The organism is Bacillus sp. KICET-1 (assembly GCF_027721405.1).
GTDB classification, from domain to species: Bacteria; Bacillota; Bacilli; order Bacillales; family Bacillaceae; genus Bacillus; species Bacillus velezensis.
Genome location: NZ_CP113515.1, coordinates 1,445,339 through 1,462,471 on the forward strand (window position 1 = coordinate 1,445,339; position 17,133 = coordinate 1,462,471).

15 protein-coding genes are annotated in these 17,133 nt (G+C 44.5%); 11 read left to right on the top strand and 4 right to left on the bottom strand.

What is annotated here, in order from left to right; genetic code table 11:
- Positions 1–5: 5 nt before the first annotated feature.
- From prfB to ftsX, 5 genes are all read left to right on the top strand, one after another.
- Positions 6–1,107, top strand: a protein-coding gene (prfB, locus tag OVA33_RS07410; protein WP_096034905.1) for a peptide chain release factor 2 whose coding sequence is annotated in 2 segments (ribosomal slippage) — positions 6–77 and positions 79–1,107 — 1,101 coding nt in all. Because the reading frame shifts where the segments join, the coding sequence is not laid out codon by codon here.
- 168 nt (positions 1,108–1,275) lie between these two features.
- Positions 1,276–2,124, top strand: a complete 849-nt coding sequence (locus OVA33_RS07415) for a YitT family protein (RefSeq protein ID WP_012118565.1) — start codon at positions 1,276–1,278, stop codon at positions 2,122–2,124.
- 35 nt (positions 2,125–2,159) lie between these two features.
- The gene (gene cccB / locus OVA33_RS07420; RefSeq protein WP_007614074.1) at positions 2,160–2,501 is read left to right on the top strand and encodes a cytochrome c551; all 342 of its coding nucleotides are present in this window, start codon (positions 2,160–2,162) and stop codon (positions 2,499–2,501) included.
- 218 nt (positions 2,502–2,719) lie between these two features.
- Positions 2,720–3,406: a cell division ATP-binding protein FtsE gene (ftsE, locus tag OVA33_RS07425; RefSeq protein ID WP_017418824.1), complete on the top strand. Its 687-nt coding sequence runs from the start codon at positions 2,720–2,722 to the stop codon at positions 3,404–3,406.
- A complete protein-coding gene (ftsX, locus tag OVA33_RS07430; protein ID WP_007407464.1) occupies positions 3,399–4,289 on the top strand; it encodes a permease-like cell division protein FtsX in 891 nt (296 codons plus the stop codon). The genes ftsE and ftsX overlap by 8 nt, the downstream gene beginning before the upstream one ends.
- 46 nt (positions 4,290–4,335) lie before the next feature.
- Here the strand turns inward: ftsX and OVA33_RS07435 are convergent, their stop codons facing one another.
- The gene (locus OVA33_RS07435; RefSeq protein WP_017418825.1) at positions 4,336–5,742 is read right to left on the bottom strand and encodes a right-handed parallel beta-helix repeat-containing protein; all 1,407 of its coding nucleotides are present in this window, start codon (positions 5,740–5,742) and stop codon (positions 4,336–4,338) included.
- A gap of 209 nt (positions 5,743–5,951) precedes the next feature.
- On the opposite strand from OVA33_RS07435, the gene ctpB reads away from it, so the two are divergent.
- The 5 genes from ctpB to OVA33_RS07460 all read left to right on the top strand — a co-directional run bounded on the left by ctpB (position 5,952) and on the right by OVA33_RS07460 (position 11,447).
- Entirely contained in the window at positions 5,952–7,310 is a 1,359-nt protein-coding gene (gene ctpB, locus OVA33_RS07440; protein ID WP_406807564.1) for a carboxy-terminal processing protease CtpB, read from the top strand.
- A 372-nt stretch (positions 7,311–7,682) separates the two neighbouring features.
- The gene (swrA, locus tag OVA33_RS07445) at positions 7,683–8,036 is read left to right on the top strand and encodes a swarming motility protein SwrAA (RefSeq protein ID WP_014305920.1); all 354 of its coding nucleotides are present in this window, start codon (positions 7,683–7,685) and stop codon (positions 8,034–8,036) included.
- Positions 8,037–8,110: 74 nt separating this feature from the next.
- Positions 8,111–9,301, top strand: a complete 1,191-nt coding sequence (locus tag OVA33_RS07450; RefSeq protein ID WP_063636490.1) for a cell division topological determinant MinJ — start codon at positions 8,111–8,113, stop codon at positions 9,299–9,301.
- 290 nt (positions 9,302–9,591) lie between these two features.
- Positions 9,592–10,659, top strand: coding sequence for a DUF3810 domain-containing protein (locus OVA33_RS07455; protein ID WP_110085555.1), 1,068 nt, complete (start codon positions 9,592–9,594; stop codon positions 10,657–10,659).
- Positions 10,660–10,709: 50 nt separating this feature from the next.
- The gene (locus tag OVA33_RS07460) at positions 10,710–11,447 is read left to right on the top strand and encodes a thioesterase II family protein (RefSeq protein WP_014418991.1); all 738 of its coding nucleotides are present in this window, start codon (positions 10,710–10,712) and stop codon (positions 11,445–11,447) included.
- A gap of 561 nt (positions 11,448–12,008) precedes the next feature.
- Here the strand turns inward: OVA33_RS07460 and OVA33_RS07465 are convergent.
- From OVA33_RS07465 to OVA33_RS07475, 3 genes are all read right to left on the bottom strand, one after another.
- Positions 12,009–13,346 (bottom strand): MFS transporter, encoded by a 1,338-nt coding sequence (locus OVA33_RS07465; protein WP_017418828.1) that lies wholly within the window; start codon positions 13,344–13,346, stop codon positions 12,009–12,011.
- Positions 13,319–13,942, bottom strand: coding sequence for a TetR/AcrR family transcriptional regulator (locus tag OVA33_RS07470; RefSeq protein ID WP_183083370.1), 624 nt, complete (start codon positions 13,940–13,942; stop codon positions 13,319–13,321). Before OVA33_RS07470 ends, OVA33_RS07465 begins: the two co-directional genes overlap by 28 nt.
- A gap of 71 nt (positions 13,943–14,013) precedes the next feature.
- On the bottom strand, positions 14,014–16,515 hold the full coding sequence (locus tag OVA33_RS07475; RefSeq protein WP_128974132.1) for a PEP/pyruvate-binding domain-containing protein: 2,502 nt from the start codon (positions 16,513–16,515) through the stop codon (positions 14,014–14,016).
- 301 nt (positions 16,516–16,816) lie between these two features.
- Here OVA33_RS07475 and OVA33_RS07480 point away from each other — a divergent pair, with 301 nt between their 5' ends.
- On the top strand, positions 16,817–17,053 hold the full coding sequence (locus OVA33_RS07480) for a CsbA family protein (protein ID WP_003151438.1): 237 nt from the start codon (positions 16,817–16,819) through the stop codon (positions 17,051–17,053).
- Positions 17,054–17,133: the final 80 nt, after the last annotated feature.

Genomic DNA, 17,133 nt, shown 5'->3' on the forward strand with positions numbered 1-17,133 from the left:
ATGGAATGGAATTATCAGAAATCAGGGCAGAGCTCGAAAATATGGCTTCTCGTTTAGCGGACTTCAGGGGGTCTCTTTGACCTCGAATCAAAGGAAGCCCGCATTGCAGAATTAGATGAAAAGATGGCGGAACCGGAATTCTGGAATGACCAGCAGAAGGCCCAAACCGTCATCAATGAAGCGAACGGTCTGAAAGAATACGTGAACTCCTATCATCAGCTGAGCGAGTCTCACGAAGAGCTGCAAATGACACATGATCTTTTAAAAGAAGAACCTGACCAGGACCTTCAGCAAGAGCTTGAAAAAGAGCTGAAGTCATTAACGAAGGAATTGAATGAATTTGAGCTTCAGCTGCTGCTCAGTGAACCATATGACAAAAATAACGCGATTTTAGAACTTCATCCGGGGGCCGGCGGTACGGAATCCCAGGACTGGGGTTCCATGCTGCTCAGAATGTATACCCGCTGGGCGGAAAGACGCGGTTTCAAAGTTGAAACGCTTGATTATCTCCCGGGAGATGAAGCAGGAATTAAGTCAGTCACACTGCTTATTAAAGGCCACAATGCATACGGCTATTTAAAAGCGGAAAAAGGCGTACACCGCCTCGTGCGGATTTCTCCATTTGATTCATCAGGCCGCCGTCACACGTCATTCGTGTCTTGTGAAGTCATGCCTGAATTCAATGAAGAAATCGACATTGATATTCGTACCGAAGATATTAAAGTTGATACGTACCGGGCGAGCGGTGCCGGCGGACAGCACGTCAATACGACTGATTCAGCCGTTCGGATCACCCACCTCCCGACAAATGTAGTCGTCACGTGCCAGACGGAACGTTCACAAATCAAAAACCGCGACCGGGCGATGAAAATGCTCAAAGCGAAGCTGTATCAGCGCAGAATTGAAGAACAGCAGGCGGAGCTTGACGAAATCCGCGGCGAACAGAAAGAAATCGGCTGGGGCAGCCAAATCCGCTCGTACGTCTTCCATCCGTACTCCATGGTGAAAGATCACCGCACCAATACGGAAATGGGGAACGTGCAGGCGGTTATGGACGGAGATATCGATATCTTCATTGACGCCTATTTACGTTCTAAACTGTCGTAATCCGGGAACACACCTGCCTGTGGCAAGGTGTGTTTTTTTATCCGTTCTCTTTTCCATTTTTCACAACAGCGCTTTAGCAAATTAATACGGTATTTGGCTGTTATTTACTTCTAAGCCGGGAAGACTTAAAATGCTATCGAGAGAAAATCGGAGAACGGAGGATTTTGCATGGATGTGAATCACAATAAGCCGCTCCGTCTGATCAAAGATTATATATACATCATGATCGGCGCGGCGATTACGGGGATCGTGTTTAACGTATTTTTGCTGCCGAACCGTATAGCAGCGGGGGGAGTAAGCGGGATCAGCACCATTTTAGAAACGTTTGGTTTTGAACCGGCTTACGTGCAGTGGATTATTAACATCCCTTTGTTTATCGCCGGAGTGATTATTCTCGGCGGGAAGTTCGGAATGAAGACACTGGTCGGTTCCATCGTTCTGCCGCTCGCCGTCTATTTGACAAGAGATCTGCCTGCCGCGACGACCCATGAACTGCTGGCGGCGATTTTCGGAGGCGTCGGGATCGGAACGGGAATCGGCATCGTGTATCTCGGCAAAGGCTCCACGGGGGGAACGGCTCTGGCGGGGCAGATCATTCACAAATACACGGGGCTTTCGCTGGGAACGTGCCTTGCCATCATGGACGGATTAATTGTGCTGAGCGCGATGCTCGTTTTCGGAGTGGAGCAGGGACTGTATGCGATGCTCGGGGTATTTATTTCAAGCAAAACGATTGATGTCGTGCAGGTCGGGTTCAACCGTTCCAAAATGGCTTTAATCATTACGCAGCATGAAGAAGCCGTCAGATCGGCTGTGTTTAAAGAAATCGACAGGGGTGTGACGAAGATTTCCGCAGTCGGCGGGTATACGGAACATGACCGGCCGATCTTAATGTGTGTCGTCGGCCAGACCGAATTCACAAAACTGAAACAAATCGTCAAACAAATTGATGAGTCAGCCTTTGTTATTGTCGCAGACGCAAGCGAGGTGCTCGGCGAGGGTTTCAAACGCGCGTAAACGGGGTTATAATAGCGAAGGGGTGCATCTTACATATGAAATCAAAATGGGCGCTGCTGGCGCTGGTTCTGACCATGTCCGTCCTGCTGGCGGCATGCGGCGGATCCAATGAATCGAAAAAAGAAAGCTCTGACAGCTCAGGCGGATCAAAAGCTTCTGCGTCAGCAGGAGAAGAGCTTTATCAGCAAAGCTGTATCGGCTGTCACGGAAAAGACTTAGAAGGCGGCGGAGGCCCGAATTTACAGGAAGTCGGCGGGAAGTATGATGAAGCTAAAATTGAAAGCATCATTAAAAACGGACGCGGCAATATGCCGAGCCATCTTGTAAATGATAAGGAAGCCGCTGAGATCGCAAAATGGCTGTCACAGAAAAAATAACAGAAAAACCTTGCCTGTTATAGGGGCAAGGTTTTTTCACGGTCTGGGAATGAAAAGAAACTGTAATAGTAATATGTCTAAATTTGACGTATAATGAAGTGTACTGAGGAAAAGGAACTTTCAGATTTTTCATCTGTTTCCTGACGAATCGGCCATAAACCGCTATATGTTTGCGAACTCTATGGCTGCAAGACATAAATAAAAGATTAGGTGATTTCATGATAGAGATGAAAGAAGTATATAAATCCTATCCGAACGGTGTAAAAGCGATTAACGGGCTGTCAGTCATGATTCATCCCGGAGAATTTGTATATGTCGTAGGATCGAGCGGAGCCGGTAAATCTACTTTTATTAAAATGATTTACAGAGAAGAAAAACCGACAAAAGGGCAAATATTGATTAACCATAAAGATCTCGCGGCTGTGAAAGAAAAAGAGATTCCTTTCGTGCGGCGTAAAATAGGTGTTGTTTTCCAGGATTTCAAACTCCTTCCGAAATTGACGGTATTTGAAAACGTAGCGTTTGCGCTTGAGGTTATCGGAGAGCAGCAGTCAGTCATTAAAAAACGCGTGCTCGAAGTGCTCGATCTTGTGCAGCTGAAGCATAAAGCACGGCAGTTTCCCGACCAGCTTTCCGGAGGAGAACAGCAGCGTGTTTCCATCGCAAGATCCATCGTCAACAATCCTGACGTCGTGATAGCTGACGAACCGACGGGCAACCTTGATCCGGTAACATCATGGGAAGTGATGAAGACACTGGAAGAGATTAATAACCGCGGAACGACCGTCGTGATGGCGACACACAATAAAGAAATAGTAAACACCATGAAGAAACGGGTCATCGCGATCGAAGACGGAATTATTGTGCGTGATGAGTCAAGAGGGGAGTATGGTTCTTATGATTAAAATTCTCGGGCGCCATTTGCGTGAGAGTTTTAAATCTCTCGGAAGAAACACATGGATGACATTTGCATCCATCAGTGCCGTTACCGTTACATTGATTTTGGTCGGCGTGTTTTTAGTCATTATGCTGAATTTAAACAACATGGCTAAAAATGCTGAAAAAGAAGTGGAAATTAAAGTATTAATCGATCTGACGTCCAATAAGAAAACGCAGGATACGCTGCAGAATGAGATTAAAGACATCTCGGGAATTCAAAGCGTAGAGTTTTCATCTAAAGATAAAGAGCTTGATCAATTGGTCAAAAGCTTCGGCGACAGCGGAAAGGCCATGAAAATGCAAGATCAGGAAAACCCGCTGAACAACGCGTTTATCGTCAAAACGACAGATCCGCATGATACGCCGAAAGTCGCGAAAAAAATTGAGAAGCTTGATCATGTGTATAAAGTGACATACGGGAAAGAAGAAGTCAGCCGTCTGTTTAAGATCGTCGGGGTGTCACGCAACATCGGGATTGCGTTAATCATCGGCCTTCTGTTCACGGCGATGTTCTTAATTTCAAATACGATTAAAATCACGATTTTCGCCAGAAGAAAAGAGATTGAAATCATGAAGCTTGTCGGCGCGACAAACTGGTTTATCCGCTGGCCGTTCTTCCTGGAAGGGCTGCTGCTGGGGGTATTCGGTTCTATCATACCGATCGCTCTCGTGCTGAGTACGTACCAGTCGATGGTCGCTTGGGTGGCCCCGAAAGTTCAGGGCTCATTTGTTTCACTTCTGCCGTACAGCCCGTTTGTGTTCCAAGTATCACTTGTGCTCATTCTGATCGGCGCGGTTATCGGAGTATGGGGAAGTCTGACTTCCATCCGGAAATTCCTTCGTGTATAAATACAAAAGCCAGTCTGATATAGACTGGCTTTTTTAAATGGTTTCGTTACTGAATGACGGGCAGGGCCGGTGATCCGGGCTTTAATGTAAAGTCATAAGACGATTCGTCACGGTACATCGGGTCCGCATAAATGGAATCCGAATCGTTTGCCGTTCCTTTTTGGTACGCTGTGAATGAATCATATTCTCTGTTCTTCCAATTCCAAATGCCGCCTTTTCCCGCTTCTTTGTGATAGACGTTATGATTAACGGTATTGCCTTCGTTTTTCGTATAATCATTTGCGATAAAAATCCGTGAACCGCTTGCCGTCATGATGTTTTTTTCGATCGTGTTCCCTTTTGTGCCGTACTGCAGCAGCAGCTGGCCGCCGTCAAGGTCCTTCGTGTCATTTCGATACATAATGTTATGAGCGATCACCGAATTGATGGTGCCGCCGCGTTTCGTGTCATAGCCTCCGATTGAAATACCGGTGTAAGCATTGCCGTACACCTTGTTATCCGTAATCCGGATATCTCGCGCGTATTTCCCTTTATGTTCGGAAGTGGCTTCAATGCCGAGGTCATTGTTGTAAACGGTGTTATTCTTAATGTCCACATGTTCTGCGCCGTCAACGTAAATACCGCCCGCTGAATATTCATCTCCGTAAGCGGGATTTCCGTAAGAAGAGTTATGGCTCACCGTATTGTTTTCAATGACGCCGTTTCGTGCATAGTCGTTTTGCTTGGACGTTCCTTCGTATCCGATCACGTCAATCCCGATATTGTTATTGTCCCGGATGGTATTGCCGGCAATCTTAAATCCGTCAACATTCCCGTTCAGCACGACCGCTTCGCTTGCGCCGAGCGTCAGTTTTTCAACCGTATTATTTGTGATGCTGACATCCTTCATGGCGCCTGTGCCGTAAAATGCGATGCCGTGTGCATTTCCCTCATCAGCCGTGGTTTTAATGTTTCGGATATGGTTGCCGTCAATGTTGATATGACTGCTTGATCCGGTGACGAAGATTCCCATGGCCGTTGCATCTTCTGATGATACGGAGAGATTCTCAAGCGTAACGCCGTGAATGGTAATGTACTCTTTATTGCGGATTTGAATTAACGGAGTTTCAGAATCGCTTTTTGGCGCAGATTTGCCGCTGATTGAGACATGCTCATTCTGATAGTTCCGAAATGTAATCGGCTTTTCGGCCGTGCCGCTGTGCTTTACTTCAAACGTTTCATCGTACGTCCCTTCCCGAATCAATACGGTTGTCCCGGCCTCTGCCTTTTCAGCCGCATGTTTTAATGTGCGGAACGGCTTTTCTTTCGTTCCTTCATTTTGGTCGCTGCCTGCCGGAGAAACATACAGGGCGTCCGTCTGCATTTTTTCATTGGCCTCTGTTTTTGGCCAGACAAAGGCGGTAATGCCTGCGGCCAGAACCGCCGCGGATAAAATCGATAATTTTATTTTCATTTCGCATTCTCCTGTATATTTAATGAATTGCATACAAAATATTATACGTTACCCATATATATGAAACAATCTCGCGTTTTCATTTTTTTGTTGCCGTTACATGAATTCTTTGCAATTTACACATACTATCTCCAGGTTTTCGTAAAAGGACTAAGAGGAGGTAAACGATGAAGCAGAAAATGATCGCAGTGATAGCGGCCGTCAGCATCATGTGCGGCGGAGCCCATATTGCCGGGGCGGCACAGCCGAATTCATCAGACGCAGAAAGAAGCCGGGCAATGGAAAAAATCGAAAAAGCATATGAGCTGATCTCGAACGAATACGTGGAAAATGTAGATAACGAAAAGCTTCTTGAAGGAGCGATTCAGGGGATGCTGTCTACATTAAACGACCCTTATTCCGTTTATATGGACAAGCAGACAGCTAAGCAGTTTTCCGATTCTCTTGATTCTTCTTTCGAAGGGATCGGCGCTGAAGTCGGTATGAAAGACAATAAAATCATTATCGTATCACCGTTTAAGCAATCTCCGGCGGAAAAAGCGGGACTCAAGCCGAATGATGAAATCATCAGCATAAACGGCGAGTCAATGAACGGGAAAGGTTTAAACGAAGCCGTGCTGAAAATCAGAGGAAAAAAAGGATCGAAGGTTTCTATTAAAATACAGCGTCCGGGTACTGATAAACAGCTGTCATTCCGGATTAAGAGAGCGGAAATCCCGCTTGAAACCGTATTTGCTTCCCGCAAAGAATCAGGCGGTCATCATGTCGGCTACATCGGCATATCGACATTTTCCGAGCATACCGCCCAGGACTTCGCCGCGGCGCTGAAAAAGCTTGAAAAACAAGGGATTGACGGTCTCGTCCTTGATGTAAGAGGGAATCCCGGCGGCTACCTTCAAAGCGTCGAACAAATTTTAAAGCATTTCATCACAAAAGACATGCCGTATATCCAAATTGCGGAGCGTAACGGCGATAAAAAACAATATTTCTCAACCTTAAAACATAAGAAGCCGTATCCCGTCAATATTATAACAGATAAAGGAAGCGCCTCCGCTTCAGAAATTCTTGCGGGCGCGTTAAAAGAAGCGGGACATTATGACGTTGTCGGTGACACTTCTTTCGGTAAAGGAACGGTTCAGCAGGCCGTGCCTATGGGAGACGGGAGCAACATTAAATTGACGCTTTACAAATGGCTGACACCGAAAGGCAATTGGATTCACAAAAAAGGCATTGCTCCGACAATCGCCGTGAGCCAGCCGGATTATTTTGCGGCGGGACCGCTTCAGCTGAAACGGCCGCTTCAGCCTGATATGAACAGCGCGGATGTCAAACACGCCCAAATCCTGCTGAAAGGCCTAGGCTTCGACCCGGGCAGAGCGGACGGCTATTTCAGCAAAACAATGAAAAAAGCCGTTCTGGCGTTTCAAGACCGGTACAAGCTTGATAAAACAGCAGTCATTGATAAAAAGACAGCGGAAAAAATGAATCAGCTGATGAATGAGAAGAAATCTGACGAAAAAAATGATTTGCAGCTGCAAATGGCGTTAAAATCATTATTTGTAAAATAAATGAAAAGGAGGCGTTTTTTGCGTCTCCTATTTCTTTTGTCATTCGTAAAAAATGAACCAAAAGACATATAATTATGACGGTTTTGACAAGATATTAAAAAAATTTTCACATTTAAACATTTATAAAGGACAAACATTACCCGATATTTATAGAGAAGAGAGACTTTATGCCGAGTTAATATGTATTCAAAATGAAACTTTTGAAAGTTGCCTCAGTCAGTTTTAGTTCTTACAATAAAAGAAGGTTCTAATAGAGAACAGTTTTAGTTTGGCAGCTGCATTTCAGTATCGAAAGCAGAAGTGTTTGCGGCGCTTCAGCACGGCAGCTGTAATCACCCGTGCTTATCTGGATAAAAAAATGGGGGTTCACAATTGAAGAGGGCAAGTATTGTGCGTGAAAAAAAATATTATGAATTAGTGGAACAACTAAAAGACAGAACAAAAGACGTTACATTTTCATCAACAAAAGCACTAAGTCTTCTTATGCTGTTCAGCAGATACCTGGTCAATTACACAAATGTTGAATGCGTTCACGAAATCAATGAAGAGTGTGCGAAGCATTATTTCACTTACTTAATGAAAAACCATAAACGTTTAGGAATCAATCTGACGGATATTAAGCGGTCCATGCTTCTGATCAGCGGCGTGATCGAGGTGGAGGTTGACCACTATCTGAAAGATTTCTCTCTCTCAAATGTAACGCTGTGGATGACGGAAGAGAGATAGACGTTTGAGATATTCAAGCCAATGATTATTTGGTAGAATAGAATTAAAATGTTTGGCTTGAGGCGGTGAAAGCAGTGTCTGTTCAATGGGGAATTGAACTTCTGAAAAGTATCGGTCTGTTTTTTTTGCACCCGATGTTCTGGTTTTTTATCATCATAAGTCTCGCATGCGGATATTTGCGGATCAAACGTGAACGCCATACGTTTCATACAAAAATCGCGGATATGTATGACGAGCTTATCTTTACATACATAAAAGGACTTATACCGGGTATTCTTCTCTCCATATTATTTTTTGGACTGGGAATTTCGATTCCATTCGGTCTTCTCGGCATAATCGCGGCCGTGACGGCTTTGGCTTCGCTGACGTTCCGTATGAATTGGCTGTCCTCAGCTTATATTGTCAGCGCCGGCATGTTCATTGCGTTTATCCTTCAGTATACCCACACAGTGCCGTTTGCGGATCGGTTTCCGCAGGCATTCGGTGTGAATTGGGCGTCGGCGGCCGTGTTTATGGGCCTTTTGATTATCACGGAGGGAGCGGCTGCCTGCCGTTCAGCGCATCTGAAAACATCTCCGGCGCTTGTCGTCAGCAGCAGAGGCCTGCCCATCGGCCGACAATTGGCGAATCGCGCATGGCTGCTTCCGCTTTTCTTATTGGTGCCGGGCAGCGGGCTTGAGTCCCACCTTTCTTGGTGGCCTGTCTTTACCGTGCCGGGCGGCTCTTTCCATTTGATCTGGATTCCTTATATCGCCGGCTTCGGACAGCGTGTGCAGGGGTCACTTCCGGAAGTCAGCATAAGGATAACGGCGAAACGTGTCATGATTCTCGGGATTATCGTGGCCGTATTCGGGGCAGCGGCCCTTTGGTGGACTCCGCTTGCCGGAGCTGCCGCTTGTATTGCGGTGCTCGGACGCCTGTTTTTATCATTGAGACAGCGGCTGAACGATAACGCGGCTCCGTTTTATTTCTCTAAGCGGGATCAGGGCTTAATGGTGCTCGGCATCATTCCGAACACACCCGCGGACGATCTTGAGCTGAAGATCGGTGAGATTATTACGAAAGTAAACGGCATCCCCGTGAAGCATGTATCGGATTTTTATGAAGCACTTCAAAAAAACCGCGCATTTGTAAAAATGGAGATCATCGGCCTGAACGGTGAGATCCGGTTTGATCAGCGCGCGTCCTATGAAGGCGAACATCATGAATTAGGTATTTTATTCGTGCAGGATGAACACGAGCACGAAGAAATGACAGCATTATAATGTGATTTTTCATAATTATTCGGAATAGTTTCAAGAACTCCTAAACTAGATTTCAAAATCAGCTAGAAAGTAAAACAGCTAAGAAAATTATATTTTCTTAGCTGTTTTATTTTGAAATAATAAAAAAATAAATGAAGGAGAGGTATGGCTTATTGGAAAGGTTATTGCTAACTCCAAAACCTTTAGAAGATGAATCTTTAGCAGGATATATATTAAGAATAACTGATTATAATCGTTATGTTGGATAGGAGGAGTACATTATAAAAAAGCTTTTACTTAAGAGATTGCCGTTGATCTCACTTGGAGTTATAGCTTATATACTGACAAAATACACGCAGAACCATCAGGATTGGGCGGAGAAATACAGTAGGTCTGTATATCCGTTATTGTCAAAAACAGTAGGACTTGTACCTTCTTGGGTCACATTTTCTGTTAGTGAATGGCTCGTAGTGTTGGTTGTGTTACTATTTCTATTTTATATCGTTTATTATGTGCGCAAGGTCATCATGAGTAAAGGTGCACGTAGGATGGTAGTTTATCGTGGTGCTCTAGGAATCGTTACGATCTGTAGCGTGATATATTTTTGTTATACTATTTTGGGTGGAATAAACTATTACAGATATTCTTTTTTGTCTTATACCGAATATAAAGAAGAGAACTACAGCAAGGAGGAACTGGTCAAATTGAGTAAGTCACTTGCCGTTGAAATGGAATTGGCAAGGGAAAAGTTAGCGGATACTGATCTTTTGGCTCATGTACCAGAGGTTTTTGATTATTATGCACAACACGCAGTGTTCTCGATGCAAATGTTATCAAAGAAATATCCTGTTTTGGAGCATTCATATTCAACACCAAAACCAGTGGTGATGTCAAAACTAATGTCGCATGCAGGGATACATGGTATTTTTGTCCCTTTTACTTATGAATCCAATATCAATGTTAATGTGCCAGTTTTTTTGGTGCCTGCTACTATGGCGCATGAATTGGCACATCAGAGTGGTTTCATGCATGAGGATGAGGCTAATTTTATAGCTTATCTGGCATGTAAGCAGCAGGATGATCCAATGATACTATACAGTGGTTTATTTCTGGCATTTGATTATTCTATATCTGAGCTAAAGAAAGTGGATCCAGATAAGGCGTCTGATATAATGTCCAGTCTGTCCAAAGCGGTGCGGCATGATATAGAACAAAATGAGCAGTACCGGGATAAGTATGAGGGTGTTATTTCAAGTATTTCAAGAAATGTAAATGACGTATATCTGAAGGCAAATAATCAGACAGACGGTTTGAATAGCTATAGTGATATGGTGAATTTATTGCTGGCAGAGCAGCGAGAGATAGAGAAGTACAATTAAATGTATCTTGAATACTTATAGGTTTATATAGTAATGATAGTGGGCTCAAGTTGAACATAGGAGTGAGTGAAATAAATAAAATAAAAGTATTTCCTATTCCATATGCTGGAGCGTCGGTAAATGCATATTATGAATGGAAAAAACTACTGCCGGATAGATATGAATTGTGTATATGTGAATTGGCTGGAAGAGGAACTCGATTCACAGAGCCTTGTTACCAGTCTGTTGGTGAAGCAAGTGAAGATATCGCCAAAAGAATAAGTGAACAATTAGAATATGACGATGAATATGTTATATTTGGACACAGCATGGGAGCCTTATTGACTTATGAGATATATTATAAACTTAAGCAAATGGGAACTAAGGAACCAAGGCATCTGTTTTTTTCTGGGCGAGATGCTCCACATATTTTTGAAAAGAGAGAAGACATTGAAAATATGACTAATGAAACTTTCTTGACAAAGGTGGAACAATATGGGGGAATACCAGAGGAGTTTTATACAAAAGAGATTATGGATATGTTTCTTCCGATTTTGCGAGCAGATTTTATAATTTTGGACAATTATAAGTTTCAGCCCAAAGCAGAAAAAATAAGTTGTGGAGTAAGCGTTTTTTATGCGGATAGCGATTTTTCGACTCATATCAATGAAATGCATAAATGGAGTGAAGTTGTTGAAGGAAACGTGAAATTTCATAAGTTTAAAGGAGAACATTTTTTTTTAAATCGGTATCCTAATGATATTGTAAATACTATTGTTAAAGATACAGAGACTTATTCTTGTTCATGAGAGATTCCTCGTTTCGTCAATGTTGGTGTGGTAACTTACATTGTACAAGAGGAATCTCTCTTTCGCATTCATTTTTTGGTAGAATTTAGATAATCGACAGACGTGTTATTATATAAATCTAAAAAGATTTTGGTTTAGACTTTCTTGTCCCAATCAAGTTCCAAAAATAAAAATTTAGACTTTCTTTTCTTTGTACAGTTTGAATGTGTTTTGAAATATTATATTTAAAATAAATTTTATCAGTCTGAGAATCCTTCAATGATTGTTACTTAATTTTGCTTAATTATAAAAGTAATATTCAATAATTGTTTTAGGTAGGTTTTAGTAAGGAGAATTATGGAAAAAATTAAGAAAAAACATTGGAAATAATAAGCTTTCAGTTTTAAGCCCGGTGCCGCTAACAACACGGCGGCCGGGCTTTTTTCACGGCCGGATTACGGCGCAAGCGGCCGAACTTGATCTGAGCTCTTAGCGATTTACATTTCCCTTTTCTCTTTTAAATAAAAAGATTCTAAAACTAGAAAAGGTTCCGGAAAGCAGATGCTTACGGAACCTTTTTCGTTATGCCGAATGGCTTTTTTTCGTCTGAACGGTTTCCCTGGACTTGATACCAAGTGATACGAACAAGCCGATCACAGAAACTCCGATCAATATGATAAACAGAATATGAAACCCGGAGATTAAACCGATCAGCGCTGAAGAAATAATGCTTCCGAAATAACGGAAGGTGGAGAAAATCCCGGATGCGATGCCGGACATGCCCGGTTCTACCGTCGCAAGAGAAGATACCTGCATGCTCGTCAGCCCCGCACCTGACGCGATGCCTCCGACAATAAGCGATGCCATAAGAAACGGAACGGAATGGGAATAAACCAAAAGCAGAAATAAGAGATTGGCTACAGCCATCAGCCCGAAGGACAGAAAAATCATTCTTCGCGCGCCCCATTTCTGATGCAGCTGAGCTCCGCCCCAGTTGCTGGCGGACATGAAAACAGAAAAGACTGACAGCGCCATGCCGCTGTGCGACGTATTCATGCTGAAGTGGCCGGTCATAAAGAGCGGCATAATCAATAACACGGCGTACATCATTAAATTGCTTAACAGAACCGACAGATTGGCGCTCGTAAAGGTCGTATTTTTAAACAGATCAAAATCAATAATCGGATGTTTCGTGCGCAGCTCCCGCCTGAAAAATAGCGGAACAAATACGAGAATGAGCAGCGCGTACACCCAATAGCCCAAAGAGCTTTCATTTTTCGTCAGAAGAATTATAGATACAATGCTTCCGGCAAGCAAAACGGACCCGATGATATCAAGCGGAGCGTCAGACGTTTCTTCTTTATATTTAGGAAACATCACTAATGCCGTCACGAGTGCGATCGCAAGAAACGGAATGTTGACCCAAAAGATCGAATGCCAGCTGAAGCTCTCAATTAAAAGAGAGCCGATAAACGGACCGAGAGCCGCGCCCAGCCCGGCACCGAGGCCGAAAAAGCCGAATACTTTCGGAAGCCGTTTTTCAGACACGACATGGCGGATGATGGCGATGCTGTTTGGCGTAAGCAAAGCGCCGCCGGCAGCCTGAAGCGCCCGGAAGAAAATCAATAAGAAAAGACTTGGCGAGAGGGCGCACCCCAATGATGCGATGAGAAAAAGGCCGACACCCCATAAATACATTTTTTTGTTTCCGTACATATCACCGAGTTTGCCGGCAATGGGTTGTGTCACGGCCATCACGATTAAATACACGGTCACTACCCATGTGATGCTGGCAATTGATTCGCTGAATGAGCGGGAAATGGACGAAAGGGCGACTGCGATCATCGTAGAATTGATGGGAACGAGTATGGCTCCCAGCAAAAGCGAAACGATCAGCGCCCATTCTTTCTTTGAACCCATCCTTCATCCTCCTTGGAGCCGGAAAGTGACCGGCCGGTAATGCCTTTCATGAAAATCTCAGTGCTGTGTTTCAGCATCGTTTCCTCAGAGAGAGTAATGACTCTTTTCCCCAGCTGCAGCCGGTGTATAAAATAACCGAAAATCATCGTCATAAAGACGTCTGCATTAGCTTCTTCGCTGCCGGGGCTTATCATATTTTTCTTTGTCAGCTCCTTAAAGTAAACGATTAAATGCTTTTTCACGGATTGCGGATATACGACAATATCCTGCAGGACGTCTTCGAATAGTTCCGGTTCGCGCAGGCAGATGCGGAACACTTCTTTTTTTTGTTCCAATTGTTGCAGAAGGGTCGTGGCGAAATGAAGAAGATCCTCATACAGATCGCCTTCCGCCTTGGTGATCATGCTTTCCGGAGCCGGCGTCTGCTGTTCAATCATGGCTTTCATTAATCCTTGTTTGTTTTTAAAATTACGGAAAATCGTTGCTTCGCTTACTTTTGCTTTTTCTGCGATTTCTTTTGTTGTCGCTGCGCGGTATCCTTTTTGGATGATCAGATTCATCGCGGCGTCAATAATTCTCTTGTTCGTCGTTCTCAACATGTTTCACCTCGCGTAAATACTGGCAGGACAAGTATACACCCGCCCTGCCCGTCAATAAAGAGGGAAACCTAGCATGAAGCGCGTTTGACAATCGTAATCTTGCCGTTTGTCCCGTCCACCGTGACGATATCTCCGTCGTTGAGCCTGTCAGTCGCGGCACGTGTGCCGAGAACGGCCGGGAGCCCGTATTCTCTCGCGATGATCGCCGCATGTGACAGGATGCCGCCCGTGTCCGTAATGACGGCCTTTGCATCCTGGAACAGACTGGTCCACAGCGGTGTCGTCATTTTGCAGACAAGCACGTCTCCTGTTGAAAAACGGGAAAATTCACTTGCGTCACGAATGACTTTCACCGGGCCGCTTGCGATTCCGCTTGACGCCGCAAGTCCGTAAATTTGATGTTCAGTGTTTTTTTCATCTTCTGTGATGGAGCCGGTAATCTGTTCAGCCGTTTTCAGCTGTTCCGAAGTCGGAGTCCCGAGATAAGCGGGGGCTTCAAGCAATTGATATTGCTGGAAGAGCTGTTTTCGTTCAGCGGCTTTTTCCTGCATCGGAACCGGCGACACCAGCGCTTTCTCGACTTCATCGCTGTATAAGTACCACATATCCTCCCGATCATCGATTACGCCTTGTTTTTGAAGCAGCTCGCCGATTTTCAGAAGGCAAAGGCGCGCTTTGGCGTCCAGCATCGCATCAATATAAAAATGGTGATCATCTTTGATGACGGATGAAGACAATGTCCACTGATAATAGCGGTCAAACGTCTCCCGGAAGCCGTCATCTTCAATTCTATCCATAAAGTCGGCGTAGAGCTGTTTTCGTTTTTCTATCGTTTTATGAAACTCACTGTCAAAATCGTATCCGTTCCGGACATAGTTCTGAATGTTGGCCAAAGCGAAATAAGGGTTTTCCGCCCAAGTTTCTTCAATGAGATCATGGCTTTTCACGGATCTCCAGCCGTATTCCTGTAAAAATTGACCGACTTGTTCGAGAAAGCGTTTTCCCTCATTTGATTGCAGAAGCGTCTGATGCAGCTCATCGGCATGAGAAACCGTAAAGACGCGCCGCAGCTCAGGGCTGTCTTTTACTTGTCCGGAAAGCAGCCAGAGCTGTCTGTCGGTCTCCAATGACTTATTCATGACGCCAGCCAGCATTTCGTACAGAAGGGAGGTGTTTTCTTTCTCAACCTGTCCGTACATGGATTCCAGTATCATGTTTAACGCAACCTGCGGAAAGACAATATTGAAATGTTCTGCGTATCCTTTTAAATAGAAGTCTTGCAGGTTTCGGAACGCATCAAGGGCAGTCTCCGGCGTATGGTCTGTATGCGCCAGTTCGTCCAGCTTTTGATAAAAAGGCAGAAAGGTTTCCTGAATAATATCGTACATGCGGTCAGCCAAGACGGGGAAAAGCGCTTCTAATTGTTCTGCGGGCAGCTTGTCGTCCGTCTTATGCTGTCTGGAAAAAACACGGCCCTGATGAAGTTTGACACGCTCGATTTCGATGCCCATTACTGGGAATGCCTTTGTGCTCTCTTTGAGGCCGTATTCCAAAGCCGGCACAATGAGTGAGGCGAATAACGGGCTGACGGGGCCTTCAATATTGGCCTCCATATTGAGCCAAAAATCTTTCTGATCCCGGGGCGTCATGATAAATTCCCGTTCTTCGTCTGCCGCTTTCTGATCCTGCGCGATTGTTGTAATCGGCCTGGCCTGAAGCAGATACAGCTTATTTTCGGCAAATCCGAATTCGAGATCCACGGGATAACCGTACAGTTCTTCCGTCTTTATCGTCAGCATGGCAAGCTCTTTGACGCTCTCGTCATCAAGGCAGAAGCGGTTTCTCATGTCAGCGGTCGTCTCTTTTTCCGTCACGCCTTCGTCTTTAGAAACGATATACATTTCTTTTAAGCCGATTTCTTTTTCAATCTGAAATGTGTCTTTATTGACGATAAATGTGTCGGGCGTCACGCTGCCGGAGACGATTGCTTCTCCGAGACCGTAGCTCGCGCTGATCATCAGCTCTCCGTCATCATGTGTGACGGGGTTGCGGCTGAAAATGACTCCTGAAACCTCGGAATTGATGAGACCTTGCACGACAACGCCCATTAACGGTTCTGCGGTGTCATTGTTCATTTTCTCTTTATAACCGCTGACCCGCGCCGAGAAGAAGGAAGCCCAGCATTCTTTCACTTTTCCGAGAAACTCTTCTTCTGTTTTGATATTTAAATAGGTTTCGTACTGGCCAGCGAAAGAAGCGCCTTCAAGATCTTCAGACGCGGAGGAGGAACGTACGGCGACAGAGGCGTATGTTTCTCTCAATTCATAAAACAACGCGGTCAGTTCCTCCCGAAGCTCTTTTGAAAACGTGCCGTTCATAATGGCGCGCTCCATCTGTTCCTGATCTGCTTGAAGCCCGTTGTCTTCCATAAAACGTGTCAGGGCATTCGTCTGAATGATGAAACCGCCGGGAACGGGCAGCCCGTTTTTCGTCAGTTTAATCAGGTTCATTCCTTTTGCTCCTGCAGAGCGGCTCGATTCTTCCGCTTTTTGAAATCGCACTGAATACATGCGGTATGACCCCCTTTTTTTTCCTCATCCAAGAAAATGATAGTAAACACTATCATTACATTGTAAAGAGGGAGGAAGAAACTGTCAAAGATACAAAGACCTAAACCTTCTCATCCTTTCGGCTGAAGAAAGGTAATTCGATTCATCTGGTTAATGGTTCAATGGATTTATATTCACAATTTTTTTGACAGATGATTGAAGACTGCTGAAAAAGGGTATTGTGATAGCAGGGGAATGATTGTCCGATTCTTCATTTTTTACTATAATCAGATGAGATGAAGAATTCCCGAGGAGGGTTTTTGTGATTACAAAAGCCGTTTTTGCATTATGTTTCCCTTTTATGCTGGTCGTCCTTTTTACGCGCGTCACGTTTAACCACTATGTGGCGATCGCTCTCACAGCCGCACTGCTTTTCGCATCCTATTTAAAGGGTTACACCGAAACGTATTTTATCGTTGGATTGGATGTCGTATCGCTGGTGGCCGGAGGGCTGTACATGGCCAAAAAAGAAGCAGACAAAAAGAAAGACAATGCCTGACATGGTGAATATGAAATAGAATGCCTGCTTTTACGCCATAAAAGCAGGTTTTTTATACAAAAATTGACTTGGTAAAAACA

Coding starts and splice junctions, on each gene's coding strand:
- OVA33_RS07465 (WP_017418828.1), bottom strand. CDS start 13,346: ATGGGTTCAAAGAAAGAATGGGCGCTGATCGTTTCGCTTTTGCTGGGA.
- cccB (WP_007614074.1), top strand. CDS start 2,160: ATGAAATCAAAATGGGCGCTGCTGGCGCTGGTTCTGACCATGTCCGTC.
- OVA33_RS07415 (WP_012118565.1), top strand. CDS start 1,276: ATGGATGTGAATCACAATAAGCCGCTCCGTCTGATCAAAGATTATATA.
- ftsX (WP_007407464.1), top strand. CDS start 3,399: ATGATTAAAATTCTCGGGCGCCATTTGCGTGAGAGTTTTAAATCTCTC.
- ctpB (WP_406807564.1), top strand. CDS start 5,952: ATGTGCGGCGGAGCCCATATTGCCGGGGCGGCACAGCCGAATTCATCA.
- OVA33_RS07475 (WP_128974132.1), bottom strand. CDS start 16,515: ATGTATTCAGTGCGATTTCAAAAAGCGGAAGAATCGAGCCGCTCTGCA.
- ftsE (WP_017418824.1), top strand. CDS start 2,720: ATGATAGAGATGAAAGAAGTATATAAATCCTATCCGAACGGTGTAAAA.
- OVA33_RS07435 (WP_017418825.1), bottom strand. CDS start 5,742: ATGAAAATAAAATTATCGATTTTATCCGCGGCGGTTCTGGCCGCAGGC.